Genomic DNA, 26,166 nt, shown 5'->3' with positions numbered 1-26,166 from the left:
TTTTCCACACTCCGGTCCGTCCCAACCTCCAGGCACGGAAGAGCCTGCCGTCGGCCATGGAGGGCCAGAAAGCCCGTCGGGAAACCGACAATGAGGAATCCATGGCCTTCATCGCCGACTGGTTCACGTTTGGGTTCGACCCCGACTTCGACGACGGGGTGCGTGCGTTTGAGCGGGGCGAAGACATGGCGGCCGCCCAGGCCTTTCGCAAGTCGGCCGCCGCGGCGCCCGACTCCTGCCATCGCGAACGCGCGGCCGGCCGACTGGTGTCCGTCCTCCGCCGGATGGGACAGCAGGCGACCCATCGCGGCGACTTGGTGACGGCCCGAGAGGCGTTTGCCGAAGCCATGCGCCTGAGGCCCACTTACGCCGACCTGAGAATCGGCGCGTCGTGGGCGTGTTTCGTCGGCCATGACTTCAAGGGGGCCTTCGACCACGCCCAGGCGGCGGTGGCCATTAATGCCGAAAACGGTCAGGCCCGGGTACTGATGGGCCTCGCCTTGACCGGACTCGGAAGGGCTGAGGAAGGCTTTGCCACGGTGCAAGAGAACCTCAAGGCGTGGAGGGAGGCGCCGGGCTCGATACTGGACGCGCTCGGACTGTGGTCGGCGGGTGACAAGAGCGGCGCCGCAAACCTCGCCATGGCGATCAAACCACCGCCACCGCTCGCCGTCGACCAACAGATCGCGACCGCGGACGCGGCGATGAAGGACCGCAAGTGGGACCAGGCCGAGGCGGGGTACCGGGCTGTCTTGACGATGAAGCCGGGCTATGCCGACGTGTGGGCGAAGCTCGGGCAGTGCCACCTGAACATGGACGACTACGAACGGGCCGCCGTCGCGTTCCAGGAGGCCATCAGCATCAACGAACGATACGCCCAGGCATGGTCTTTGCTTGGGGTGGCTCTGAGACGCTCGGGAGAGGAGGAGCCTGCCTTGGAGGCGTTTCGGCGGGCCCTCGAAATCGACCCCAACGAGCCGGTCGCGACGCACGAACTGACTCGCCGCCGGGTTTGAAAATGGACGACCGGGCGGCCTTGGGCCGCCCGGTATGTACTCGGCCTTAGGGGAAGATGCCGCGCGTCGTCGTGGCCCGGGCGACCCGCTCGACGGCGATGATCATCGCCGCGGTCCGCATGTCGGTCTTGTGCTTTTGGTGCTTCTCAAAGACCGCCGCATAGGCGTTGCGCATGATGTTCGCCAGCCGCTCGTTCACCTGGTCTTCGGACCAGAAGAAGTTCTGAAGGTCTTGGACCCATTCGAAGTACGACGTGACGACGCCGCCGGCGTTGGCGAGGATGTCGGGGATGACCGGCACACCCTTGTCCGAGAGGATGTTGTCGGCCTCAAGCGTCGTCGGGCCGTTGGCGCCTTCGACGACAAGCTTGGCCTTGATCTTGTCGGCGTTCTCGCCCGTCAACTGGCCTTGGATGGCGCACGGCATGAGGATGTCGCAGGAGAGCTCAAGGAGTTCTTCGTTCGACAGGGCGTCGGCGTCCTTGTAGTTGCGGATACCGCCCTCGACGCCGCTGTAGCGGGAGTAGAGCTCCTTGACGGGGAGGCCCTTCGGGTTGTAGATGCCGCCGGTGGCGTCGCTGACCGCGACGACGACGGCCCCGTTTTGTTCGGCCAGCTCTGCGGCCACCGATCCCACGTTGCCGAAGCCTTGCACGGCGACGCGCTGGCCCTCGAAAGACTTGCCCATCGACTTACAGGCCTCGATGGCGGTCACGACGACGCCGCGCCCAGTGGCTTCGATGCGGCCCTCGGACCCTCCCAACTCGATCGGCTTGCCGGTCACGACGCCAGGGACGGTGTAGCCGGCTTGCATGGAGATCGTGTCCATGATCCAGGCCATGACTTGGGCGTTCGTCCCGATGTCGGGAGCGGGGATGTCGCTGCGCTCGCCGACGATAAGGTTGATCTCGGTGATGAACCGGCGGGTCAACTTCTCCAACTCACGGCGGGAGAGTTGCTTCGTGTTGACCTTGACGCCACCCTTGGCGCCGCCGTAGGGGATGTTGACGACCGCGCACTTCCAGGTCATCCACATGGCGAGGGCGGTCGTCTCGTCGACGTCGACGTGGGGATGGTAGCGCAGGCCGCCCTTGGTCGGTCCCCGGCTGGAGTTGTGCTGGACCCGGTAACCCTGATAAACCTTGACTTCGCCGTTGTCCATGACGACGGGGAAGTTGACGGTCAATTGCCGTCTGGGTGTCCCGAGGACCTCGACCAGTCCCTCGTCAAGGTCTAGATGTTTTGCCGCGACGGACAGCTGCTTGCGCGCCATCCCGAGAACGTCGATTTCACTCATGCCCTTCAATCATCCTTGTTGCGGAACATGCGGCGCACCAGCCCGTAGATGGGAAAGGCAAGCACACCGTTGTACACAGCCGAGCCGATTGTAGCCCGCATGAATCCGCCAATGTCCGACGGTGGGGAGATCAGCATGGTGAAGCCGGCATCGACACAGGTGCCGACTGCGACCAAAGCCGCACCAAGGGGTAGGGCGACCTTGATCTCGACCCGCTCCAAGAACCCGAGGAAAAAGCACACCAGAGTCCGGCCGACGGTGAACGCGGCCATGCTTGCTCCGGAGAGGCCCCCGGTCAAGACGCCCGAAACGCAGGCGACGACGGCGGCCCGCCCGGGCCGGACGCTGAGCCCATAGGACAAGGCGAGGACGAGGAGGAAGCTCGGCCTGGCGTCGTAGATGGCCAAGTGGCGCGCCAACCCGGCTTCCAGCACAGCGGCGACGAACAGGAGCCCGGCCGTGGCGAGATACTGACGCCAGACGTTCACCGCAGCACCACCACGTCGGCACCCTGGGACAACTTGGCGCGCGGCACGACATAGGCTCGCTTGGAGCCGGTCTCGATGTCGTCCCTTACCTCGACCACGTCACCGATGCGCAGGCCACGGGGGTAGTACTGGGAGAACCCCGACGTGACGATCACGTCGCCGAGCTTGACGTCCACGTCTTCGACAATCTCCATGACCAGCCGGCGGCTTGTCTCGCCGCGCACCAGGCCGACGGCCTTCTGGTTCCCTTCCAGCAGGGCGGCCACACGCAGACTGGGCGATGTCAACAGGGTCGCGGTCGAGGTGTTCGGGCCCACCGAGCTGATCTGGGCCAGCAGCCCTTGCCCGTTGGCCACCGGCATGGCCGGTTGGATGCCCTTGTCCTTGCCGACGTTCAGGGTGATGCGGTTGTCGAACGGGGAATAGCCGATGATTTGCGCCCCCACTTTCTGCCGGCCGTAGTCAGGCAGCTGCTGAAGGGCCCGCAACGATGCGATTTGGGCCTGAAGTTCCTGGGCCGAGTCGAGATAGATCTTGGCGGCCTGAAGTTGTTCGCGGAGTCGGGAGTTCTCTTGGCGGAGCCGAGGCGCCTCACCGACGCCGACCACGTTGTCCCGGAGGTTTTGGGCGGTACGGTCGATGCCGCCCCCCAAGCGGGCCAGGGTCGTCTGCACGACGGTGGTGACCGGGTCCATTTGGCCCGCGGCCCGCGCCCGGTTCTGCCACTGACCCAGCGCGACGCTGACGACCAAGCATGCCGCCAGGGTCATCCAGTCGAACTTGATGGGCCGGTCTACGTCCGCGATGCTCGCTCCAGCATGCGCCGGATGGCCGGGCTTTCGCTCAGGGCGTCCAGCATGCGTCCCGTGCCGATCGCCACGCAACTGAGCGGGTCGTGGGCGACATGGACAGGCATACCGGTTTCGCGTTCGATGAGCTTGTCAAAGCCACGGATCAGCGCACCTCCTCCTGCGATGACAATACCGCTGTTCATGCAGTCGGCGGCAAGCTCGGGCGGGGTGGCCTCCAGGGTGAGCTTGATCGCCTCCACGATCGTCATGAGCGGCTCTTTGATGGCGTCACGGATCTCGACGCTGGTGACCTCTGTGCTACGGGGAAGGCCGGTGATCAAGTCGCGGCCCTTGACGACGATCGAGAGTTCGCGCTCGAGCGGATAGGCCGAGCCGATCTCGATCTTCGTCTGTTCGGCGGTGCGGTCGCCGATGTAGAGGCTGTAGGCACGGCGGACGTAAGCGGCGATGGCCTCGTCGATCTCGTCTCCGGCCACGCGGATCGACTTGCAGTGAACGATGCCGGCCAGCGAGATCACGGCCACCTCGGTCGTGCCCCCGCCGATGTCGACGATCATCGAACCCACCGGCTCCTCGACCGGCATGCCTGCCCCGATCGCGGCGGCCATGGGCTCTTCGATAACGTAGGCTTTGTGGGCCCCCGCCTTCTTGCACGCGTCAAGGACGGCGTCGCGCTCGACCTCGGTCACACCGCTGGGGATCCCGACCACGACGGTGGTCATGAGTGTCCATCGCTTCTTCGACCGCTGGACAAAGTCACGGATCATCGCCGCGGTCTGCTCGTAGTCGGCGATCACGCCGTCGCGCAACGGGCGCATGGCGACGATGTTCGCGGGGGTGCGCCCCAGCATCCGCTTGGCCTGCTCGCCGACGGCAAGGGTCCGTTTGGTCTCCTTGTCGATGGCGACGACGCTGGGCTCGCGGATCGTGATGCCCCGGCCGGCGACATGGACCAGCGTGTTGGCGGTGCCGAGATCGATTCCGATGTCTCGGGCAAACGTGCTATGGAACCACTTGGAGACGGGGTCGCTCATCGTTGCGCCATGGGCCGCGGGGCCTCGTTCCGCTCAATCGGGGTTCCACAGGACTCGACGCAGACAAAGGCTGGGCTGACCAATGATGCCAGCCCAGCCTTGGTTTCTGCCGGAACCCTAGGCCTTATGAGGCCGTCCAGGGCAAGGTCACTTGCCAGCGGCGCGCACACCGGTCGGCGCGAGAGGGGCGCCCGGCCCACCGGCCCCGATGTTGTCCCACTTACTCTTGCCGCCGCCGACGCCCGCCGGGCCGCCTCGGCGTCCTCCGACGCTCCCGCCGCCACCGCCAGGAAGGCTGTTGGCATAGGTCACGGCCCCAGCAGGGACCTGGGAGGCCGCGGTCGGCACCTGGGTCGGTTCCGCCGGCTTTGCCGGGGTGCGTCGGGCGAAGATGAAGTACGCGGACGCTCCGACGGCGAGCACAGCCGCCACGATGATCGCGATCAAATCGTTCTGGTTCTTCAATGAAGTTCTCCTACCAAGTCCTTATCTTGTTCTGACATCCATTTTACGCCAGAGGTCACAGCCTCAGTGCCTAAAATGCCTCGTCCCGGTCACAACCATCGCGATGCCGAGTTCGTCGGCCTTGGTAATGACATCGGCGTCTTTTTTACTCCCTCCAGGTTGGATGACCGCGGTGACCCCTGCCGCCGCGGCAGTCTCGATGCTGTCGGGGAAGGGGAAAAAGGCGTCGCTGGCGAGAGCGGCCCCTTGAGCCCCGGCACCGGCCTGCTCCAGCGCGAGTCGGACGCTCTGGACACGGTTCATCTGGCCCGCGCCGACACCGAGCAGCCGGAGGGCGTCGGTGATGACGATGGCGTTCGACTTGACGTGGGGCACGATGGCCCAGGCTAGGCGCAGGGCCGCCGCTTCTTCTTCAGTCGGCGCGCGCTGGGTGACGACGGCCCACTCGTTCCCGGGGTCCTCGTCGGACTCTTGCACCAGCACCCCGCCCCGGACGGCCCGGACGGTCATGGTCTGGACGTTCGGCGGCAGGGCCGCCTCCAGCAATCGGACGTCTTGCCCCCATCCGGACCGGTTCCGGAACACGTCGAGTGCCTCGGGCGTGTAGCCGAGGCCGATCACGACCTCAAGGAAGTTGCCTTTCTCCGCCATCGCCTCGGCGGTCTCGCCGTCGATCAGACCATGAAAAGCCGCGATACCGCCGAAGGCGCTCACCGGGTCGCTAGCCTTGGCGACCCGGTAGCTGGCCCCAAGGGTCGAGCCGACCGCCGCCCCGCAAGGGTTTCCGTGCTTGATGATGGCGCAGGCACCGGCGGGCAGGTCGGCGACCAACTCCCAGGCCGCCTCGGCGTCCAGGATGTTGTTGTAACTCAGTTCCTTGCCGTAGAGCTGTTTGGCCTGGGCGATGCCGGGCTCGGCGAGGGGGTCGACGTAGAGGGCGCCGCGTTGGTGGCTGTTTTCGCCATAGCGCAACGACAGGGACCGGCGGAGCCCGACGGTCAAGGTCTCGGTGAAGGGGTCTTCCCCGGCCGACTTCGTCAGGTACCGGCTGACCATGGAGTCGTAAAACGCGGTGTGGCGGTAGGCCTTCGCGGCCAAGGCCTGCCGCTTGTCCGCCAGTGTCCCGTCCGCCAGCGCGGCGAGGACGGCGGAATAGTCGGCCGGGTCGACGACCACCGCGACGTTGGCGAAGTTCTTCGCCGCCGCCCGGATCATCGCCGGGCCGCCGATGTCGATCGACTCCACCGCCTCCTCGAGGTCGTGGGGGCGCGTCACGGTCTGCTCGAAGGCGTAGAGGTTGACCGCGACGACGCTGATCGGCTCGATGCCGGCCTCAGCCATCTGGCCCTGGTGAGACGGGAGTCGGACGTCGCCGAGCAGGCCGCCGTGGACCTTGGGGTGGAGCGTCTTGACCCGTCCGTCCAGCATCTCGGGAAAACCCGTGACGTCGGCCACGTCGGTGACGGAGAGCCCGGCGTCGCGGAGGGTTTTGGCCGTCCCACCGGTGCTGACGAGATCAAACCCCTGGGCCGCGAGGCCTTGGGCAAATTCGACGGCACCTGACTTGTCGGTCAGGCTGAGAAGGGCCCTCGGCACGGCTAACCTCCCGTCCCCGTCGTCGTGGTCGTCGGATGTCCGACGTCTCCGCCGGTGAGAGGGGTCGATTCAGGGTTCTTCATCTTGATGTCGATCTTTTGTTGGGTGGCGAGCCCCTCGGCGTCGGTCGCAGTGAGTATCAGGGTCGTGGCCTTGAGGACGGTGATGTCTTGCTTGCCCTTGGTGGGGTCGAGTTCCAGAGTCTGGTCGCCGGACTGGAGTTGCAGTTTGGTGGTCTGGGCGCATTCCCACTCGATCGTGACCCGGTTGTTGAACGAGTCGATTTCGACGGGGGTGGCCTTGAACTTCAGTATCTGGGCCCGGCTTTCCTGCAGGATGTTCATCGTCACCGACTTGTCCACCGTCTTGCCGTCCGCGTTACGGGCGATGAGCTTGTAGACCACGGTGCCCTGCATGTCGGCCCGGACCTGCACCTGGTCGGTGGCGAGGTCGAGTTTGATGTTGACCGGCTGGAGGATAGCCTCGGTGACCGACGGGCCGAACTTATAGGCGACTAAAAACGTGTCGCCAAACCTGACCTTGCTGGGCTTGATGACGAACTCAAGGATCTCAGGCAGGGGCGCCTCGGTCCGGGGGACGATGACCAAGCGGCGGACCACCTCTTCGCTCTTCCTGTCGTCGCGTACGGCGTGGATCGTCACGGGTACCTCGCCGGCGGTGGTGAACGTCTCCGTGCGCTCGCCGACCGGGTCTGTCTCGATCGTCTTGTTGCCGATGGTCAGCACGACTCCCGAGGCGTTGGTGGCCTTCCACCGGATGACGACCTGGTCGTTCACGGTGGCACGGTCGGTGCTGAGGCGAAGGTACTCGACGTCGGGCGGTTTGGGCAGGAGGAGCACCCAGGCCATGGCGATGATGGCGAAGACCATCGCGGCGACAAAGGACATCGGCGTCATCAGGGCGCGTTGCTCGATCTGGGCCGAGGCGCTGGCGGCGACCGCCGGGTTCGCCACGCTGCGACCGGTGACGCTGACCTGGTGCAGGCGGGTGCGGGCGAACAGCGACTTCGAGGTCGAACTGGCGCGAAAATGGACGTCGCGGGAGCTGCCCGGGGCCAGGCTCACCTGGTTCATCTCGAACTCGTAGGCAAAGGCGTCCTCGGTGTCGTTGGCAAAGAGTTGGAGGGCCTGCTCGGTGTTGCCCAGGTTGCTCGCGATGACGGTGAACGCGGCGTCCTGCCGGAAGAGTGAGACCTGGGATCGTCGGGGCGAGACGTCGATGGCGAGGTGCGTGAACGATTTGATCTCGAGCATGCCCTGCATGGACTTCGCCTCGCCGCTTTCCAGCGAGCGGACGCGCACCACGAAGGGGTAGGAGCCTGCTGTGCTGTCGCTGTCGCGGGGCGGCTTGAGAAAGATCCGTTCCGAGCGGTCCGAACCCGGCTCCAGGGCAAACGTGGGCACGGGCACCGCCGTCCATTCGGGGTCAAGGCCCTCGACGCTCAGCTCGTAATGGTCCTCGGCCTCGCCGTGGTTCACGACCTCGACGATCATGGGCACCGACGTCCCCGGCTCGACCTGAGCCGTGTCTGTCAGCAGGTTGACCGCGAAGCTCATCGGTAGGCGATTGTAGCAGACCTCCCGCGGGTCTACCGGGGACGTAAACTGGTCTGATGCTCGCCGTATGGAGCTTGGCGGCCACCTCGGCGTGGGCCCTCGGAGTCCAGACCGGGGCGGTCGACATGACCCCGCCGGAGCCGCTGCCGTTGGGCGGCTACACCGCGCGAAAGGGGGCCGTGTCCGAGCCCGGCGAGGACAAGCTTTGGGCCCGGGCCGTGGTCCTGACCCAGGGAGGAAGGCGGTTGGCCGTCGTCTCCTTTGAGACCCTGACCATCCCGGAAAGCCTGGTCGAGGCGGTCCGCGCCGGCGTCCCCCGTGGGACCGACCTCTTTTTGGTCGCCACCCACACCCACTGCGCCCCCGACAGCCAAATGCTGAACAAGCGCATGACGTTGGGGATTCCTGGCATCGCCGACTACAAGAGGAAGTGGCTGGACTGGACGGCGGGCAGGCTGGCCGGGCTGGTACAGACGACCTTACGCCGCCCCACCGTCCGGGTCGACGGCCTGGTGGAGCGTCAAGCCTTTGTCAATCTCAACCGAGCCCGCCGCAAAGGTGCCCATCCGGACCCCACCTTGACCATGGTGTCGGCGGGTTCCCGGCCCCTTTTCGCGTCGTTTGCGGCCCATGCGACGGTCTACGGCGAGCGCCGGCTCCGCGTCAGCGGAGACTGGCCGGGTGCATTGTCGGCGGCGACCGGGGCGGCGTTCTTACCCGGGGCGATCGGCGACATGTCGCCGGTCGCGGACGGGGCCGACCCAGACAAGGCGGTGGCGGGGATGGTCGAGACGATGCGGGCGGCCCTGGGGCGTGCCAGACCGGTGACGGTACGGGGACGCTTGAGGACGGCGAGCCAGGCGGTGCGCCTCGAACCGCCGGTGCCGAGCCCGGCGTTCATCGCCGAGAACAACGTCCCCGAGGTGCTGGCCAAGGTGATGGTCGCCAAGTTCGCGCCTCCTTCGGCCACGGTGTCGGCCTGGTCTTACGGGAACCTGGCCGTCGTCGGGGTCCCGGGCGAGCCGACGGCGGCGGTCGGGCGAAGGATCGTGGCGGCGGGCCGGGCGGCCGGGTTCGCGACGACGCTGGTCGTCAGCCACTGCAACGGGTGGTGCGGCTATATCCTGGAGGCCGACGACTATGCCCGAGGCGGCTACGAGGCGACGCTGAGTTTCAACGGGCCCACCACCGCCGACCGCGTCGTGGAGGCGTGCCGGGCCGCCCTCCGCCACATGCGCTAGTTGATTTGGTAGGCGGCGCTCCGGCGCGCCATCCAGCGCCCATGGGGGATCAGGCTGAAGCCGAACTGCTCGTAAAGGCCATGGGCGTCTTTGGTCGCCAGCACCACCTGGCGGATCTCTCGGTAGTCCGGGTGTTCGACGACCGCTTGCATGAGGGCTTTACCGACGCCTTGCCCTCGTGCGCCCGGGTCCACGATGACGTCGCACACCCAGGCGAACGTGGCATGGTCGGTGACGACCCGGGTGAATCCGACCTGCTTGCCGTCGATAAACGCGGCAAAACAATGGGAGTTGGCGATCGACTTCTCGATGACCTCGCGTGGACGCTCGGCCGCCCAATACGAGTCATGAAGCCACTGGCTGACCAGGTCGACATCGATTCGGGACCGGTCGTCCGAGACTTCGACCATCACCCTTGCTTCCTGGCCCACGTGGTGCCCCCGGGCGTGTCGCGCAGTTCGACGCCGGCCTCGGCCAGAGTCGCCCGGACGCGGTCGGCCTCGGCGAAGTCCTTGTTCTTCTTTGCGGCCGCCCGACGTTCGATCCACTCCGTGACCGTGACGCCGTCGACCACCGGCTCGGCGTCGGCGCATTTCTCTTCGGCGGTCTCGCGCCAGAGCCCCAACAGGCCTTCGACCCGGCGGAGGAACCAGGCCGCCGCCTCGGCCTCGTCTTTGCCGAGTTCGTTCTGACGGAGGATCACTTTGGTCCCTTCGATCGCTTTGGCGATGGCGACCGACGTGTTGAGGTCGTCGCACATGGCGTCGAGCATCTCTCCGGCCACGCGCTCCAGGTCGGAGCCTGTCGGGGCGCCCGGTGCGGCCGGTACGGCCCCGAGGGTCGAGGCGACGCGGCGCTCGCACTCGCGGAACCGCTCGACGTTGCCTTGGGCGTCGCGGAGGTTCTGCATGGTGAAGTTGAGCGGCTTGCCGTAAGGGACGCTGATCAGGGCATAGCGGAGGGCGAGGGGGTCGAAGCCTTGCTCGATCAGGTCGCGGACGGTGAAGAAGTTGCCCTTGGACTTGGCCATCTTTTCGCCCTCGACCTGAAGGAAGCGGGTGTGGACCCAGTGGTTGCTGAACGGCTTGCCCGTGTAAGCCTCGCTTTGGGCGATCTCGCACTCGTGGTGGGGGAACATGTTGTCCTCGCCGCCGCTGTGGAGGTCGATGGTGTCACCTAGGTAAGCCCGGGCCATGGCGGAGCACTCGATGTGCCACCCCGGGAACCCCCACCCCCAGGGCGAATACCACTGCATGAGGTGTTTGTCGTCCTTCTTCCACAGGGCAAAGTCAGCCTGCTGACGCTTGTTTTCGTCGAGGACGACGTCCCGGACGGCTTCCTTGAGACCGTCCCTCGTGTTGCCGCTGAGTTTGCCGTAGCCAGGGTCACTGTCGACGTCGAAGTAGACGCCGGTGGGAGTCTCGTAGGCGTGGCCCTTGTCGATAAGGGCTTGGGTCATCACGATCTGTTCGCGGACGTGCTGGGTGGCCTTTGGGCGGACGGAGGGCTCGGTGAGGTTGAGGCGTTCCCAATCCTCGCGGTACTTCTCGCCGTAGTACTCGGCGAGCTCCCAGACGTTGCTGAACCCTTCGCCCTCCTTGCTCCGCAGGGCCTTCTCCATGCGGTCCTCGCCGCCGGCGTCGGCGACGTCGTCCTGGGTGAGGTGGCCGACGTCGGTGATGTTCGTCACCCAAGTGACGCGCCAGCCGATCTCCTTGGCAGTGCGGACGATGAGGTCGCCGGTCAGGAAGCTCCGGAAGTTGCCGATGTGGGCGTAAGAGTAGACCGTCGGTCCACACGAGTAGAAGCGCAGGTGTCCGGGCTCAAGGAGCTCCAGGGGCTTCACCACTCTCGACATGCTGTCGTAGAGCCTCAGCGTGCGGTCGGCCATTGGCGGGGATTCTACTTTTCGTTCATGACGCCGGTTCGGGCCCGGCTGTTCGGAAGCTACCCCGCCCCGCGCGGCGAGGCGGGTAGGTGTCAAGATTGTCTGACGGCCTTGACACACAAGCACATTTGGTCACCTCAGGGCGAGGGTGCCCCGGTCTTGATCGTCCTCCACGGGACAGACAGCGACGAAGAGGAAGTCCTCCCCCTGGGCAGAGCGGTCTGGCCCGAAGCGTCGTTGCTGAGTGTCCGGGGAAGCGTCACTGAGTATGGTTCGGCCCGCTTTTTTAACCGTGTCGCGGCGGGCGCGTTCGACCTTGAAGACATCACGGCCCGGACCAATGAGCTCCTGGATTTTCTTGCCTGGGCGGGCAAGGAGTACAAGTTCGACCGGTGCAGTGTCGTCGGCTATTCCAACGGCGCGAACATGGCCGCCGCCCTGATGCTGGCGGGGTACGACTTTGAACGGGCCGTGCTGATGCGGCCCATGGCGACGCACACGCCGACCCAACTGCCCAAGATCTCGACCGAGGTCATGCTTTTGCTGGGCAACCAAGACACCGTCTGCGAACCGGAGTCGGGGATCATCTTGGCCTCGACGCTGCACCGGGCGGGTGCCAAGACGCAGGTCGTCAGGATCGCCGCGCGGCACAACCTGACCCAGACGGACGCCGCCCAGGCCCGGGAGTTCTTCGGCCGAACCGGTTAGGGTCACCAAATCGCCGCGCCGTTGCTGGCGATCACGTCTCGGTACCAGTAAGCCGAGTCTTTCGGCGTCCGTTTCAGGGTCTCGAAATCGACGTGGACGAGGCCAAACCTCTGCTTGTACCCTTCTGCCCATTCGAAGTTGTCCATCAGGCTCCAGTGCGTGTAGCCCTCGACCGGTACGCCTTCGGCCGTGGCGCGGTGGAGCCACTGGAGGTAGCGGCGCGTGTAGTCGATCCGCTGGGGGTCGTGGACGCCGCCGTCGAGGGCCACCCAGTCGGTGCAGGAGGTGCCGTTCTCGGTGATGAAGAGCGGAACACCGTACCGTTCCCAGAAGAAGCGCACCGACCAGTAGATGCCGTCGGGGGTGACCGGCCAATCGAAGGCGGTGCGAGGCGCCCCGACCGACGGCCTGACCAAGCGGGCCACCCCGTCGTGATCCGGCGCGACCGGGTCGGCCTGATAGAAATTGAGGCCGAGGACGTCGATCTTCTGGTGCATTGTCGCCAGTTCGGCGCTCGTGACCCGGGGGTCGTCGTCACCCAGGGTCTGGGCCACGTCTTCGGGCCAGACTCCCTTCAAGACAGGCTCAAAGTAGAGGGCGGGCGACCAGAAGAAGTTGTCCGGCCAAACCGCAAAGGTCGCTCGGCGCGCCGCCTCGACCGCCTCGGGAGACTCGTCGGTGGGGTAGCGGACGCTCGCCACGGGGGCGTAGCTGACCCGTGCCGGTGTCTTGGCGTGCTCGCGGACTGCCATGCAGGAGCGCCCGTGGGCGAGGAGGGCGTGCTTGAGCATCAGCATCACCTCGGCGCGGCTGAACTTGGTCCCGGGGGCATGGACGCCGGTGAGGTGGCCCAGGATAAGGAAGACGACGGTCTCGTTCATCGTGATCCAGTCGCTGACCCGGTCGGAAAGAAACCCGACCGCGTCGGCGGTGTACTCCTCGAACCACTGCGGGCTCTGGGGGTTCATCCACCCGCCCTGCTTGTAAAGCTCATGGGGGTAGTCCCAGTGGAACAGGGTGACGAACGGCTTGATGCCTGCCTTGAGCAGCTCGTCGACCAGTTCGTTGTAGAAGCGGTAGCCGTCGTCATTGCGGCGACCTGTCCCTTCGGGGAACAGCCGTGGCCAGCTGAGAGAGAACCGGTAAACCTTGTGGCCCAGGTCCCGCATCATCGCGACGTCTTCCTTGAAGAGCCGGTAGTGGTCGCACGCGGTCTGGCCGCTGTGCCCGTCAAACACCTTGCCGGGCCGCTTGCACATCTCGTCCCAGACCGACGGCCCGCCGCCATGTCGGGTCGGTGAGCCCTCGATTTGGTACGCGGCGGTCGCGGAACCCCAGAGAAAATTGTCAGGAAAGGTGAGATTTGCTGGTCGTTCAAGGGTCCGCATGGTGTTTTTGAACCTGGAATGTACCTGGGCGGGCGGAAGGGCCCGGTAACGCCGGCCATGGGTAGGCGTTACAGCCGTGACGCCAGAGCCACCGTATTCCTGTCAGGTTTTCGATAGGTAGACGCCTGCATCCGGTGATGGCGGGCACAATAGATGGACTTCAGAACTGGAGGTGTTGAAATGACATTGAGGAGAGCATTGCTTCTGGCCGCGTCCGCGGCAGTCCTGCCCGTCGCGGCACCGGCGTCTATCACGTTTCACGAGGCGGCCATCTGGGACGTGTATCAGCAGACGTCGACCGCCCAGCCGGTCGCCCCGGTCAACGCCGGTTTCACCGGTCGCATTTTCACGAGTTCGGCCGGTGAAGTGACCACCGGCACACTCACACTGCCAGACACCACGACTAGGGCGATGACTGCGGGCGGCTCTTTCGTGTCGTCATTTGAGCAGTTTGGCTTTGCCAACCGGGCGGCGGTCCAGGCGGTCTACGGGCCGGGCACGTACCTTTTCCAACCCAACGCCGGTGTCCACAGTGGCGAAGTCGACTACGTGACCTACGGTGACCCGGGCTGGGCCGACCAGGTGCCCTATTTGACCGGCTCGACCTATAGCCAGTTACAGGCCATGGACGTCGACCAGGCGTTCACTTTCAATTGGAACACGTTTTCAGCGGGCGGCGACCACACGTCACTCCAAACCTACTTCTCCGTGTTCGATCTGACCGCCGGTTTGACCGTCTACTCGTCGCAAGGGGACCCGGCTTCCTTCACGTCGAAGTCGTTTGCGGCGGGCACTTTCATCAACGGGCACAGCTACCAGTATCTGATCATCTTTGGAGCATTGACCCAAGGGACTTCGACAGGAAGCTTCTCCGGGAGCAAATCGACAGCGTCGACGTACACCGACACGATGGGCTACTTCCAGCCGCAGGCCGTCCCCGAGCCGGGGACAATGGCCGTGTTGGCCATCGGCCTTGGCGCAGTCTGCCAGCGCCGACGCCGCTGATATTCAGCAGCCCGCGACATATGGAGCCTTTAACCGTATGGTTGAAGGCTCCTTGCTTTTCCTTGGTGCCGACTTAGTCGGGAAAGTCTAGAGGCGTGACGGTGGCCGGAGCCCGCACCCCGCTGCCCGACCTTTTGGTCAGGGTGTCGCCGAGTTCTTGGCGTGCATCCTCGACGTACCGTTTGAGACGGCCGACGACGTCAGGATGGAGTCCAGAGACGTCGGTTGTCTCAAGAGGGTCTGCCACCATGTCGTAGAGCGCCCATCCGGTCTGCAAGGTCGTCTGCTTCCCTCGTAGCCCGCCCGTGCCGGCCTGGACCAGGTGAAGGTAGGGATGGGGCACATGGAGCTTCCACCGGCCGGAGCGGACGGCGTCTAGCTTTCCGGGGTAGTAGTAATAGAGGCACTCCCAAGGCGACCTGACGTCCGTGGACGCGGTCAGCAGAGAAGAAATGTCGTGACCGTCGATCTTCTTCGACGGCCTCGGCGCACCGGCCCGGGCGACGATGGTCGGGAGCAAGTCCATTTGGGCGGCGATCTGGTGGCGCACCACACCGGCGGGGACGGTGCCCGGTTGCCAGAACACCGCCGGTACGCGTGTGCCGCCTTCAAAGTTGGTGCCTTTCCCCTCCCTGAGCCCGGCCGTCGACCCGGCATGGTCGCCGTACGGGATCCATGGCCCGTTGTCCGAAGTGAAGACGACGAGAGTGTTCCGCTCCAGCTTCAGACGCTTCAACTGGGCGACGACCTCGCCGACCGACCAGTCGATCTCTTGGACGACGTCGGCGTAAAGGCCTTTGCCGCTCTTGCCAAGGAAGCGTCGGCCGGGATAGACCGGGACGTGGGGCATGGATTGGGCGAGGTACAGGAAGAACGGGCGGCCCTTGTTCTTCTTGATGAAGTCCAGGGCGTAGCGGGTGTACCGGCCCGTCAGTTCGCCTTGGTCTTCAAGGGTCTTGATCTCCTTGACCCGCCTCGTGCCTTCGTACAAATATAGCGGCGGCCAGTTCTTTCCGTTCGGGGGCCACATGTCGTGCGAGTAAGGCAACCCGTAGAACTGGTCGAACCCCATCTTGGTGGGCCACGACGGCCCTAGCCCCAGGTGCCACTTCCCCACGCAAGCGGTGGCGTAACCCTTCTCTTTCAAGAGCTTGGCGATGGTGTCCTCCCGGGGATTCAGGCCGATCTTGGCGGTCGGGTTGAGCACCTCGTTGATGCCGACCCGGGCGGGATAACAGCCGGTCATCAGCGAGGCCCGCGTGGGGCTGCACGCCGGGGTCGAGTAGAAGTCGGTGAAGCGCACCCCTTCGCGGGCCAGCCGGTCGATGTTCGGCGTCTCGTAGACGTTGTTTCCGTAACAACTGAGGTCGCCATAGCCCATGTCGTCGCAGAGGATGACGACAAAGTTCGTCGGGGCGGCCGCTGCCGCGAGAGACGCCAACACCGCGGCGACCATGGCCCGATTCTACCGACGGCACTAGTCGCCCGTGGCCCACGTCATAACCGGCATGGACGCGAGGATATGGGCTCTTTTGTCGGCGGTGTTCGCCGGGGTCACGGCGGTGCTGGCCAAGAAGGGCGTCGCCGACGTGCCCGCCAACACCGCGCTGGTCGTGCGCGTCGCCTTCGTGCTGGTCTTCTCGGTCATGGTCGCGGTGGCGGCAAAGCAGATGGACCTGCAGGCCCTGCACCGGACGAACTGGCTGTTCCTCGGCTTGTCCGCCGTGGCGACGTGGGCGTCGTGGGCGTGCTACTTTCGGGCCTTGCAGGCCGGAGACGTGGCCCAGGTCGCCCCGATCGACAAACTCAGTTTCGTCATCGCCGTCGTGCTCGGGGTCGTGCTGCTGAAGGAGAAACTGACTTGGAACCTTGCCGGTGGTTGCGCCCTCATCGTCGGTGGCGTCCTTCTCACTCTGAGGTGAGTCTGTCGTAGGATGGAAGGGACATGGCCCTGATCGCCGCGCTCGTCCTGGCCCAAACCAAAGTGACGGTCTCGAAGCCGCCCGCGGCCCTGTCCTACGGAGGCTTCTACAGCAAGCACGTCTCGTTCCGGGGCATGCCCATCCTTGGGTCGGCAAAGGTAGAAGACCGAGCCTTCGCTGTGATCGTCGACACCTTCAACAAGATGCTGGCCCGGTGCCCGAAGGGCACGATGGAGGCACTCGTCAAGGCCGGCTGCCACTATTCGATCATCGCAGAAGAAGAGGGGCAGACCGACTTGCCCGAGTATGCCGACCTACGCGACGACCCCAAGACCGACTGGAACAAGCGGGCCAGGGGACTAGGGGGCAAGTATTGCAGCGGAGGGGAAGAGAACATCCTCGAATACCCCACCGACCGCTACAAAGGCGAGAGCATCTACATCCACGAGTTCGCCCACACCCTGGACGAGTTTGCCTTCAGCGCCGTGGACAAAGATTTTGTCAAAGATATCAAGGCCGCCTATGCTTCGGCGATGAAGGAGGGGCTGTGGCACGACACCTACTCGAAGACAAACCGTATGGAGTATTTCGCCGAGGGCGTCCAGATGTATTTCGACTGCGCGCGCACGGCGAGCCCCGCTGACGGCGTCCACAACGAGGTCGGCAACCGGGTCGGGCTCAAGAAGTACGACCCCAAACTCTTCGCCGTCGTCGACCGGGTCTTCGGTGGCAACCCATGGCGGTACGAGGGCAAGTACAACACGACCAAGTTGCCGCCTCCCCCGGCGCGCCCGTAGAAATGCCAGAAATGCGCAGGGCCCGACTAATTGGTCGGGCCCCGTGGCAATGCGAGGTAACTTAGGCATATCAGCGAGGGCCGACGGTGGCCCACGCTTTATTGGAGGATCCCATGAAAGGAGCCGTACGAACCCTCGTAACCACCCTCGCCTTGGCCACCCTCGCCTCGACGAGCTTTGCGTCGCTCTTCAGCGACGATTTCGACGCAGACCACACTTCCAACTGGACGGTTAACAACGGCCCGACCGACTCGGTCGCCGACTTCTTCTTCGACTACTCGAAGCTGGGTATCCCCTCGGCCAACGGCGCCGGCGGCAGCACCCGGGGGTTGATGATGCTGGCCAACCAGTCCAGCGGCATCTTCGGCGGGCTCAGCGTCTCGCCCACCGGCCAGTCCTTCACCGGCAACTACCGGGTCTCGGCCGATATTTGGCTCAACTTTGTCGGCCCGGCTCCCGGCGGCGGCAGCGGCTCCACCCAACTCGGCGGAATGGGCATCGGCACCGACGGTGCGACCGCCCAATGGCCGGGTAACGCCAACAGCGTCTACTTCATGACCACCACCGACGGCAATTCGTCCGCCGACTGGCGGGCCTACTCTTCGGCGGCCACGTCGGGATACGGTAACGGTGACCCGGTCTACTACGCCCCGTCACGCAATGCTTCCGACCCGTACTACGCGGTGTTCGGCGGCGTGACGCCCCCCGCGGCCCAGACCGCCCTCTTCCCCAGCCAGACCGGCGCCACCCAGGCCGGCAATATCGCCTTCGGATGGCACAAGTCGGTCATCGAAGTCGTCAACGGGCTGGCGACCTGGTCGGTGGACGGCCTCAAAATCGCCACCGTCGACCTGGGCACCGTCAACCTGGCGGGCAGCAACATCCTGTTCAACTACTCGGACACGAACTCCTCAAGCTCGACCGACGCCAACGACTTCCTGAACACCGTCGTCTACGACAACGTCAGTGTCGAGTCGGTGCCGGAGCCCGGCACGATGGCCCTGCTCGGGCTCGGCGTGGCCGCCGTCGTCCGCAAGCGGTCCAAGAAGTAAGGCCAGGAGAACCGGCCCCGCGCCCGGCACCGCCGAGTGCGGGGCCTTTTCATGCCTGGGTGGGGATAGAATGCCCGCGGAAGGACAGGACGATGAAGAGGTCTACAAGTCTTGACATGACGCGGCGCAAACTCCTCGAAAAGGCCGGTACCGGCGTATTGGCCGGGGCGGCCGCCCCTCTGCTCCGTGCGGCAGAAACCCCCGCCCGGCCCCGGGTCATGGGCGCGAACGACCGCGTGGTCTTCGGCCTCATCGGGTGCGGCGGCATGGGCGCGGCCAACATGCGCAACTTCATGACCCTGCCCGAGGTGGAAGTCGCCGCCGTCTGCGACGTGGACACCAGCCGTATGCCCGGAGACATCGCCGAAGTCGAGAAGAAGTACGGCCGCAAGCCCGAGGTCTTCCACGACTACCGCAAGATGCTCGAGCGGAAAGACATTGACGCCATCATTGTCGGCACCCCCGACCACTGGCATGCCCTTAACCTCATCCACGCCGTCGAGGCCGGCAAAGACTGCTACTGCGAAAAGCCGATCAGCCACAACATCGTCGAGGCCAAGAGCATGGTCGCCGCGGCCCGCCACCACAAGCGGGTGGTCCAGGTGGGCACCTGGCAGCGCAGCACCAAGGAGTTCACCGACGCGATCGCCTTTGTCCGCGCCGGCAAGCTGGGCAAGGTCGTCCTGTGCCGCGCCTGGATCACCGACACCTCCCACACCGGCACCGTCGCGCCCAGCCAACCTCCTGCCAGCCTGGACTATGACTTCTGGGTCGGCCCCGCCAAGATGGTGCCCTACGCCCCCAACCACGTCCACAACGAGTGGCGCTGGTTCATGAACTTTGGCGGGGGCAAGACGGTGGACTGGGGCGTCCACATGATCGACATCGCCCTCCTCGGCATGAGCAAGGGCCTGGACCTCGTCATGCCGACCACGGTCAGCGCCGCCGGAGGCAAACTCGCCTTCGTCGGCGAAGACCGCGACGCCCCCGACACCGTCGAGACGGTCTTCCGCTTCCATGACCCCGACTTCGTCCTCACGTGGTCGATCCTGCGAGACCATCCCGGCCGTCCCGACCACGGCACCGAGTTCGTCAGCGCGGACGGCCGCACCCTGAGGGTTTGGCGTGGGGGATGGCAAGTCCTCGACCCGAACGGCAAGGAACTACCCAAGGAGGCCTCGCCCGAGACTACCGGCCACTGGACAAATTTCTTGGAGTGCGTCAAGTCCCGCGGCGTCCCTCGCGGCGACATCGCCAGCGTCGGCCAGACCACCATCGTCTGCCACCTCGCCAACGCCGCCCTGGAGGCGGGGGAACAACTGCGGTGGGACAAGGCCAAGATGGACCTCGTCGGCCGGGTCGGCCGGAACACGGCCGGTTACCAGCGTGAGTACCGCCGCCCCTGGACGTTGCCCATCTACAAGTGACGGTCCCGCCTTGGCGGTACGTGGCGTTCAATTGCCCGGCCCAGGTCGGTAGAACCAAGGGAGACTGGGCCACGGGGCCGGGCACGTCCCTCACTTACAGGCGGCGGCGATCTGTTTGGCGCAGGTGGCGAGGTCGGTCTTGCCGCTCCAATAGGCGGCCAGCGCAGGCGCGACCGCCTTGCGGTCCCGCTCCAGGCCCTTGGCGTAGATGCCGAACGTCTCCCCCACGTCCCGGTGCCCGGGGTCAATGGCGCGGCGGACGGCTTCGGCGGCATGGAGGAAGACAAGCAGGTGGACGACTTGCTCGGCCCGGGGCTGGGGGACTTGGGCCGACCGCATCTCCTCGCGCACCTGGCGGAAGAGCCCGACGGTGGTGGCGGTGTCGTAGGCGTGAAGAGTCTCGTGGACGACGACCTCGACGAAGTCGGCACCTTCGAACCGGTTGCACCCGACGACGACAAGGGGCTGGCCCGGGGTGCGGAGGGTGATGCCACCGGCCCCCTCCAGCCGGGGCACGAGGAGGACGTCCACGGAAGCGGGGGGCTTGGTGACGCCCAGTTTGGACTCGAGGAACGCGTAAGCGGCGTCGAGCTTGGGCCGGGCCGCCATCCAGGCGTCTTGGGCTTTGGTGAGCCGGGCCTGGTCGGCCTTCCATTGGGTCTGGGCGGCGGCCTGGGTGTCGCGCATCGCCTGGGCGACCGCCGCCAACGTCTCGCCGAGGTCAAGCGAGCCGCCGACCTTGCGGCCTTGGTACCGAGAGTCGAGCAGGTCGTCGGGCGCGGCGCACTGGAGGACGACGGAGTCGACGAGCTTCCAGTAGAGGTCTTTGACGCGGCGGTCCGCGGCGGGCATACCCCGGTCAATGGCGCGTAGCGCTTCGGTGCCGGCCTGGTATCCGGCGGGTCTGCCCTCGGGGTCGAGGGCGTAGTAACGCAGGTCGCAGTAGTGCGCGGCAAAGGGGGCCGTGCGTAGCTTGACCTCGGGGGCGTGGGCTGGCCGAAGCGCGATGAAGAAGAGTGGGGCTAGGGTCACGGCTTTGTGGGCCTGCGCCCTCCCTGGGGAAGGGCGCAGGCGGGGGAGGGTCAGGCCAAGTCGAACCGGTCGAGGTCCATAACCTTGGCCCAGGCTTTGGCGAAGTCGGCCACGAACTTCTCCTTGGCGTCGTCGCAGGCATAGACCTCGGCGACCGCCCGGAGTTCGGAGTTGGAGCCGAAGACGAGGTCGACCCGGGTGGCAGACCACCGTTCGGCCCCGGTCGCCCGGTCGCGACCGACAAAGTCGGTGTTGTCCGGCGAGGTGGGGGTCCAGGCGATCGACATGTCGAGGAGGTTGACGAAGTAGTCGTTGGTGAGTTGGCCGGGGCGGTCGGTGAAGACGCCTTTGGCCGAGCCGTCGTAGTTGGCACCCAGAGCCCGGAGCCCGCCGACGAGCACGGTCATCTCGGGGGCGGTGAGGGTGAGCAACTGGGCCTTGTCGACAAGGAGGTGCTCCGTGCGGACACCGCTGCGGGCGTAGTTGCGGAAACCGTCGGCGACCGGCTCCAGGTAGCCGAACGACTCGACGTCGGTCATCTCTTGGGTGGCGTCGGTGCGGCCCGGGGTGAACGGGACGCTGACCGGGGTGCCGGCGTCGGCGGCCGCCTTCTCGACGGCGGTGCAACCGCCGAGCACGACGAGGTCGGCGAGGGAGACCTGCTTGTCAGAGTGGGCCTTGTTGAAGGCGTCTTGGACAGATTCCAGGGCCTCGAGCACCTTGGCCAGTTGGGGCGTGTTGTTGGCCTCCCAGTCCTTCTGGGGGGCGAGGCGGACGCGGCACCCGTTGGCCCCGCCCCGCTTGTCCGACCCCCGGAACGTCGAGGCCGACGCCCACGCGGTGGAGACGAGTTGGGGGACGGTGAGCCCGGTGGCGAGGATTTGCGCCTTGAGTGACGCGATGTCGGCCGCGTCGATGACCGCGTGGTCGGCGGCGGGCACGGGGTCTTGCCAAACGAGCACCTCGGCGGGGACTTCGGGGCCCAGATAGCGGCTGACGGGGCCCATGTCCCGGTGGGTCAGCTTGAACCAGGCCCGGGCGAAGGCGTCGGCGAACTCGTCGGGGTCCTCATAGAACCGGCGGGAGACCTTCTCGTAGTCGGGGTCCATCCGAAGGGCGAGGTCGGTGGTGAGCATGACGGGCGTGTTCCTCTTCGCCGGGTCGTGGGCGTCGGGCACCGACCCGGCCCCCATGCCCGCCTTGGGGATCCACTGGTGGGCCCCGGCGGGGCTCTTGGTCAGCTCCCACTCGTAGCCGAAGAGGTTCCAGAAGAAGTTGTTGCTCCACTTGGTCGGCGTGGACGTCCACGCCCCTTCCAGGCCGCTGGTGATGGTGTCTCCGGCGTTACCGGTGCCGTAGGTGTTCTTCCATCCCAGGCTCATCTCCTCCAGGGGTGCCCCGGCGGGTTCGCGGCCCACGTACTGGCCGGGGTCGGCGGCCCCGTGGGTCTTGCCGAAGGTGTGACCCCCCGCGATGAGAGCGACGGTCTCATAGTCGTCCATTGCCATACGGGCGAACGTCTCGCGGATGTCGCGGGCGGCGGCAAGAGGGTCGGGGTTCCCGTTGGGGCCCTCGGGGTTGACGTAGATCAGGCCCATCTGGACGGCGGCCAGGGGATTCTCAAGTTCGCGGTCGCCGGTGTACCGCTTGTCACCCAGCCATTCGGCCTCGTTGCCCCAGTAAACGTCTTCTTCTGGTTCCCAAACGTCCTCGCGGCCTCCGCCGAAGCCAAAGGTCTTGAAACCCATCGACTCCAGGGCGCAGTTACCGGCGAGGACGAGGAGGTCGGCCCAAGAGAGGTTGCGGCCGTACTTTTTCTTGACCGGCCAAAGGAGCATGCGGGCCTTGTCGAGGTTCGCGTTGTCGGGCCAGCTGTTGAGGGGGGCGAACCGTTGCGAGCCCGACGCCGCGCCGCCCCGGCCGTCGTGGACGCGGTAGGTGCCGGCGCTGTGCCACGCCATGCGGATGAAGAGGGGGCCGTAGTGCCCCCAGTCGGCGGGCCACCAGGCCTGGGAGTCCTTCATCAGCGCGAAGAGGTCGGCCTTGACCGCTTGGTAGTCGAGGGACTTGAACGCGGCGGCATAGTCGAAACCGGGGTCGGAGGGGTTGGAGAGCGACGAGTGCTGCCGCAGGATGTTGAGCCGGAGTTGGTCAGGCCACCAGTCACGGTTTTGGGGTCCGCCCGCGCCCTGATGGAACGGGCATCGGCCTGCTTGGGTCGGGGTTTCGGTCGACATCGGGGTTGCTCCTGTGGAAGCCAGATTGTGCCCGGACATGGGGGCCTGGGTGTCGCGTCGGACCCATGCCGGAAGATTTTGGGAACGCGGGCGCGCCGCCGGGCGTCTTGACATGCAAGCCCCGAAGGGGAGTAGCGATCCGGCATGGCCGGAAGGCGGGTACGTCAATACGCTCTGGAGACAGGGCCGGGCCGCCATCGACGCGAGACCTTCATCGCCCAGCGATGGAGGTCTTTTGTCGTTTGGGCAGGGCGGAGGAGACAACCATGATGACCTGCCCCAACTGCAGCGCCCCTCTCGTCATTGTCGAGCGACTGGACGTCGAGATCGACTACTGCCCGGACTGCCGCGGCGTCTGGCTCGATCGCGGTGAACTGGACAAGATCATCGCCCGTTCGGGCGGAGGACAAGACCGCGACCGTGGCCCCCGCCGCGAACACCAGCCGGAACGCCGCCGCTATGAGGACGACAAGCCCTACAAGAAGAAGCGCGAGAGCTTCTTTGAGGAGTTGTTCGACTTTTGACCGCCCTCGCCGGAGTCCCCGTCTGGGTCTGGGGGGCGTTCGTCGCGTTTGTCGCGGCGATGCTGGCCCTTGACCTGGGCGTCTTCCACCGCAAGGCCCACAAGGTCGAGGTCAAGGAGGCCTTGGTCTGGAGTGGCGTGTGGATCGCCCTGGCCCTTGTGTTCAACTGGGCGGTGTTCCAGTTTTGGGACGTCATCCAGCCGGGGAGCGCGACGACAAGCAGCGAGGCGGGTTTTGCGTTTCTCACCGGCTACTTGGTCGAGAAGGCCCTGAGCATCGACAACATCTTTGTGTTCATCCTCGTCTTCGGCTACTTCAACGTGCCGGAGGAGTACCAGCACAAAGTGCTCTTCTGGGGTGTCATCGGCGCCCTGCTGTTCCGGGCCGCGTTCGTGGCAGTGGGCTCGGTCCTGCTGGAGCGGTTCTCTTGGACCATGGTCGTCTTCGGCCTCTTCCTGGTGGTCACCGGCGTCAAGATGGCCCTGGCCAAGGACAAGAAGACCGACCCGGGCAAGAACCCGGTCGTCCACTTGGTGAGGCGGCTGATGCCGGTCACGGACGGGTACCACGGCCCGCGGTTCACGACCCGGGTGAACGGGAAGTGGGCGGCCACGCCTTTGCTCCTCGTCCTGCTCGTGGTGGAGTTCACCGACGTGGTCTTTGCGATCGACTCGGTGCCCGCGATCTTCGCGATCACGCCAGAACCGTTCCTGGTCTTCACGTCGAACATCTTTGCGGTGTTGGGCCTCCGGTCGCTGTTCTTCGCCCTGGCCGGGCTGGTGCAGAGGTTCCACTACCTGGGCTACGGCCTGGCGGCCGTCCTCGCCTTTGTGGGCGGCAAGATGGTCTACGGTTACGTGGAGAAGGCACTGGTGCCCGACTGGCCCAAGTTCCCCGTGGTCTGGTCGCTGGGCATCATCGTGGCGATCCTAGCCGTCGCGGTGTGGGCTTCGCTGGTGCGGTCGAGGCGGTCGGTGGGAGGTGTGGCCGGCTAGGCCCAGGGCAGGAGCTGGCGCACCGCGGTCTGCAAGACCTCTTCAGGGGTGTGGCCGCGCTCCCTCATCGACCTGAGGCTGATCGCGCCGTCGCGCTTGGACAGGCGCTGGCCGTCGGCGCAGCCGACCAAGTTGTGGTGGTGGTACGCCGGGGTGGGCAGGTCCAGCAGGCCCTGCAGGATCCGGTGGACGTGGGTGGACTCGAAGAGGTCGCCGCCCCTGGTCACCAAGGTCACGCCCTGGTCGGCGTCGTCGACGACACTGCACAGGTGGTAGCTCGTCCCGATGTCGCGCCGGGCGACGACGGGGTCGGGGACGGCTTGGACGGCCTGGACACCCCGTCCCCGGTCGTGCCAAGTGACGGGGCCGAGGTGGGCCAGGGCCTTGGCGACATCGAGCCTCCACGCGAACTCCTCGCCGGCTGCGGCCCGGGCGTCGGAGTCCGCGGCGGCCAGGTGCCGACAGGTGCCGGGGTACGCGGGGATCGGCCCGTGGGGGGCCGCTGCCTCGCTGGCCAGGGACTCGGCCACCTGCTTGCGTGAGCAGAAGCAGCGGTAGACCCAGCCGCCCGCGACGAGCGCCTGAAGGGCTTCATCGTGCCGGGCCTGCCGGGTGGACTGGAAGGTCACGGGCTGTTCCCACTCCAGGCCGAGCCAGGCGAGGTCGGCCAAGATGGCGTCGACGTACTCGGGCCTGACCCGGTCCCGCTCGATGTCCTCGATGCGGAGGATGTACCGGCCCGACTCCCGGGCGCGGTCGGCGAACTTGGCCGAGTAGGCGTGGCCGAGGTGGAGCAACCCGGTCGGGCTGGGGGCGAACCGCACGGTCTCCATCAACGCATTGTGGCCGAGGGTGGCGCTGAGGCGCCGGGGGCGAATCGTGGAGGCTCAGGGCTGGAGGCCTGCGGAGGTGACGGGTGGTCTGGTTGATCTGGTCGGTGGTGGGCGGTACAGGACTTGAAAAGGTGACGCCAATGGAGTTTGCAGGTTAGGCAGATTGAAATTTGAGATGCTTTGCGCGTCATTCTGTGCGGATTTGCGGGAAATGGAGAAATTTGATATGCGCATAGAGCACAGATAGAGTACAGGGATTCATAATATGAGCCATGCTCCAGCGCCGCAAGAAGGGGACTGGCACGGTAAAGCGCCAGAAAGAGTATAGACGGGACTCCGATGGGGTGACTCTTAGGGACGAAGAGGGCGAACCCATCGTGAAGCGCATCTTCTATCGAGGCTTCTGGTCAGCCGAGGACTGCTACGGTAAGACCCACACGGTCAGGGTCACTGATTCCCAGAAGAAGGCTTGCAGAAAGCTATTGGACGACGCAATTGAGAAGAAGCAGGCAGAACTTGAGGCGCTCAACAGCACGAAATGGCTTGAGGACAGATATGAGCGCATCGGCGCGCTTCGAGGGACGGTCATTGATGAACCGGTTAACCCGTTTCCTGAGCGACCACCCACCATCGCACAATTCATTGAAGCCTGCTATTGGGACTCTAACTATGCTTCAGGGCAATCACATGGCACCCGCGCAAACTACAAGGGCTATGTCACGAACCACCTAAACGTCCCCTACGCTGAAGGGAAGACGCCGTTGGGGGACATTCGAATGAACGCGTTGAGACTGGCGGAGTTGGCTGAGTTTGACCGGTCGAAAGAAGGTGC

General features: G+C 65.6%; 25 protein-coding genes. 11 read left to right on the top strand and 14 right to left on the bottom strand.

Annotated elements, in window-relative coordinates; all coding sequences use genetic code 11:
• The first annotated feature begins 101 nt into the window (after positions 1–101).
• Positions 102–1,016, top strand: a complete 915-nt coding sequence (locus KF857_10650; GenBank protein ID MBX3112457.1) for a tetratricopeptide repeat protein — start codon at positions 102–104, stop codon at positions 1,014–1,016.
• Positions 1,017–1,062: 46 nt separating this feature from the next.
• Here the strand turns inward: KF857_10650 and KF857_10645 are convergent, their stop codons facing one another.
• From KF857_10645 to KF857_10615, 7 genes are all read right to left on the bottom strand, one after another.
• Positions 1,063–2,313, bottom strand: a complete 1,251-nt coding sequence (locus KF857_10645; protein ID MBX3112456.1) for a Glu/Leu/Phe/Val dehydrogenase — start codon at positions 2,311–2,313, stop codon at positions 1,063–1,065.
• Positions 2,314–2,318: 5 nt separating this feature from the next.
• Positions 2,319–2,801, bottom strand: a complete 483-nt coding sequence (locus tag KF857_10640) for a hypothetical protein (GenBank protein MBX3112455.1) — start codon at positions 2,799–2,801, stop codon at positions 2,319–2,321.
• Positions 2,798–3,571, bottom strand: a complete 774-nt coding sequence (gene mreC / locus KF857_10635; GenBank protein MBX3112454.1) for a rod shape-determining protein MreC — start codon at positions 3,569–3,571, stop codon at positions 2,798–2,800. The genes KF857_10640 and mreC overlap by 4 nt, the downstream gene beginning before the upstream one ends.
• A 23-nt stretch (positions 3,572–3,594) precedes the next feature.
• Positions 3,595–4,647: a rod shape-determining protein gene (locus tag KF857_10630; GenBank protein ID MBX3112453.1), complete on the bottom strand. Its 1,053-nt coding sequence runs from the start codon at positions 4,645–4,647 to the stop codon at positions 3,595–3,597.
• 147 nt (positions 4,648–4,794) lie between these two features.
• Positions 4,795–5,112 carry a hypothetical protein gene (locus KF857_10625; protein MBX3112452.1) on the bottom strand — a complete coding sequence of 106 codons (318 nt, stop codon included), beginning with the start codon at positions 5,110–5,112 and terminating at the stop codon, positions 4,795–4,797.
• A gap of 63 nt (positions 5,113–5,175) precedes the next feature.
• Entirely contained in the window at positions 5,176–6,777 is a 1,602-nt protein-coding gene (purH, locus tag KF857_10620) for a bifunctional phosphoribosylaminoimidazolecarboxamide formyltransferase/IMP cyclohydrolase (GenBank protein MBX3112451.1), read from the bottom strand.
• Complete coding sequence (locus tag KF857_10615) at positions 6,711–8,285, bottom strand: hypothetical protein (GenBank protein ID MBX3112450.1); 1,575 nt, start codon at positions 8,283–8,285, stop codon at positions 6,711–6,713. Before KF857_10615 ends, purH begins: the two co-directional genes overlap by 67 nt.
• A 56-nt stretch (positions 8,286–8,341) precedes the next feature.
• On the opposite strand from KF857_10615, the gene KF857_10610 reads away from it, so the two are divergent.
• Positions 8,342–9,526, top strand: coding sequence for a hypothetical protein (locus tag KF857_10610; protein ID MBX3112449.1), 1,185 nt, complete (start codon positions 8,342–8,344; stop codon positions 9,524–9,526).
• Here the strand turns inward: KF857_10610 and KF857_10605 are convergent.
• Together KF857_10605 and cysS are read right to left on the bottom strand one after the other, a co-directional pair.
• Positions 9,523–9,936 (bottom strand): GNAT family N-acetyltransferase, encoded by a 414-nt coding sequence (locus KF857_10605; protein MBX3112448.1) that lies wholly within the window; start codon positions 9,934–9,936, stop codon positions 9,523–9,525. The two genes, KF857_10610 and KF857_10605, sit on opposite strands and share 4 nt — an antisense overlap.
• A complete protein-coding gene (gene cysS, locus KF857_10600) occupies positions 9,936–11,417 on the bottom strand; it encodes a cysteine--tRNA ligase (GenBank protein MBX3112447.1) in 1,482 nt (493 codons plus the stop codon). The genes KF857_10605 and cysS overlap by 1 nt, the downstream gene beginning before the upstream one ends.
• 108 nt (positions 11,418–11,525) lie before the next feature.
• On the opposite strand from cysS, the gene KF857_10595 reads away from it, so the two are divergent.
• A complete protein-coding gene (locus tag KF857_10595) occupies positions 11,526–12,122 on the top strand; it encodes a hypothetical protein (GenBank protein ID MBX3112446.1) in 597 nt (198 codons plus the stop codon).
• A 2-nt stretch (positions 12,123–12,124) separates the two neighbouring features.
• On the opposite strand, the gene KF857_10590 is transcribed toward KF857_10595, so the two are convergent.
• Complete coding sequence (locus KF857_10590) at positions 12,125–13,510, bottom strand: beta-glucosidase (protein MBX3112445.1); 1,386 nt, start codon at positions 13,508–13,510, stop codon at positions 12,125–12,127.
• A 180-nt stretch (positions 13,511–13,690) separates the two neighbouring features.
• On the opposite strand from KF857_10590, the gene KF857_10585 reads away from it, so the two are divergent.
• Positions 13,691–14,515 (top strand): PEP-CTERM sorting domain-containing protein, encoded by an 825-nt coding sequence (locus tag KF857_10585; GenBank protein MBX3112444.1) that lies wholly within the window; start codon positions 13,691–13,693, stop codon positions 14,513–14,515.
• A gap of 73 nt (positions 14,516–14,588) precedes the next feature.
• Here the strand turns inward: KF857_10585 and KF857_10580 are convergent, their stop codons facing one another.
• Positions 14,589–15,971, bottom strand: coding sequence for a sulfatase (locus tag KF857_10580; GenBank protein MBX3112443.1), 1,383 nt, complete (start codon positions 15,969–15,971; stop codon positions 14,589–14,591).
• A gap of 52 nt (positions 15,972–16,023) precedes the next feature.
• Between KF857_10580 and KF857_10575 the strand changes: the two genes are divergently transcribed.
• The 4 genes from KF857_10575 to KF857_10560 all read left to right on the top strand — a co-directional run bounded on the left by KF857_10575 (position 16,024) and on the right by KF857_10560 (position 19,713).
• Entirely contained in the window at positions 16,024–16,437 is a 414-nt protein-coding gene (locus KF857_10575; GenBank protein ID MBX3112442.1) for an EamA family transporter, read from the top strand.
• A gap of 23 nt (positions 16,438–16,460) precedes the next feature.
• Complete coding sequence (locus KF857_10570; protein ID MBX3112441.1) at positions 16,461–17,234, top strand: hypothetical protein; 774 nt, start codon at positions 16,461–16,463, stop codon at positions 17,232–17,234.
• Positions 17,235–17,347: 113 nt separating this feature from the next.
• Positions 17,348–18,286 (top strand): PEP-CTERM sorting domain-containing protein, encoded by a 939-nt coding sequence (locus tag KF857_10565; GenBank protein ID MBX3112440.1) that lies wholly within the window; start codon positions 17,348–17,350, stop codon positions 18,284–18,286.
• A 116-nt stretch (positions 18,287–18,402) separates the two neighbouring features.
• Positions 18,403–19,713 (top strand): Gfo/Idh/MocA family oxidoreductase, encoded by a 1,311-nt coding sequence (locus tag KF857_10560; protein ID MBX3112439.1) that lies wholly within the window; start codon positions 18,403–18,405, stop codon positions 19,711–19,713.
• Between the two features lie 90 nt (positions 19,714–19,803).
• On the opposite strand, the gene KF857_10555 is transcribed toward KF857_10560, so the two are convergent.
• Entirely contained in the window at positions 19,804–20,745 is a 942-nt protein-coding gene (locus tag KF857_10555; protein MBX3112438.1) for a hypothetical protein, read from the bottom strand.
• A 50-nt stretch (positions 20,746–20,795) separates the two neighbouring features.
• Positions 20,796–22,982, bottom strand: coding sequence for a catalase/peroxidase HPI (katG, locus tag KF857_10550; protein MBX3112437.1), 2,187 nt, complete (start codon positions 22,980–22,982; stop codon positions 20,796–20,798).
• A gap of 266 nt (positions 22,983–23,248) precedes the next feature.
• Between katG and KF857_10545 the strand changes: the two genes are divergently transcribed.
• Together KF857_10545 and KF857_10540 are read left to right on the top strand one after the other, a co-directional pair.
• On the top strand, positions 23,249–23,506 hold the full coding sequence (locus KF857_10545; GenBank protein ID MBX3112436.1) for a zf-TFIIB domain-containing protein: 258 nt from the start codon (positions 23,249–23,251) through the stop codon (positions 23,504–23,506).
• Complete coding sequence (locus tag KF857_10540) at positions 23,503–24,501, top strand: TerC family protein (protein MBX3112435.1); 999 nt, start codon at positions 23,503–23,505, stop codon at positions 24,499–24,501. Before KF857_10545 ends, KF857_10540 begins: the two co-directional genes overlap by 4 nt.
• Here KF857_10540 and gluQRS read toward each other — a convergent pair.
• Positions 24,498–25,334 carry a tRNA glutamyl-Q(34) synthetase GluQRS gene (gluQRS, locus tag KF857_10535; GenBank protein ID MBX3112434.1) on the bottom strand — a complete coding sequence of 279 codons (837 nt, stop codon included), beginning with the start codon at positions 25,332–25,334 and terminating at the stop codon, positions 24,498–24,500. The two genes, KF857_10540 and gluQRS, sit on opposite strands and share 4 nt — an antisense overlap.
• A gap of 272 nt (positions 25,335–25,606) precedes the next feature.
• On the opposite strand from gluQRS, the gene KF857_10530 reads away from it, so the two are divergent.
• Positions 25,607–26,166 (top strand): hypothetical protein (locus KF857_10530; GenBank protein ID MBX3112433.1); only part of this gene is annotated, 560 nt, incomplete at its 3' end.

Source organism: Fimbriimonadaceae bacterium (genome assembly GCA_019638795.1).
In the GTDB taxonomy this organism is placed as follows: domain Bacteria; phylum Armatimonadota; class Fimbriimonadia; order Fimbriimonadales; family Fimbriimonadaceae; genus JAHBTB01.
Note: the sequence above shows the minus strand (reverse complement) of the source record. Positions and strands in the feature narration are given on the sequence as shown.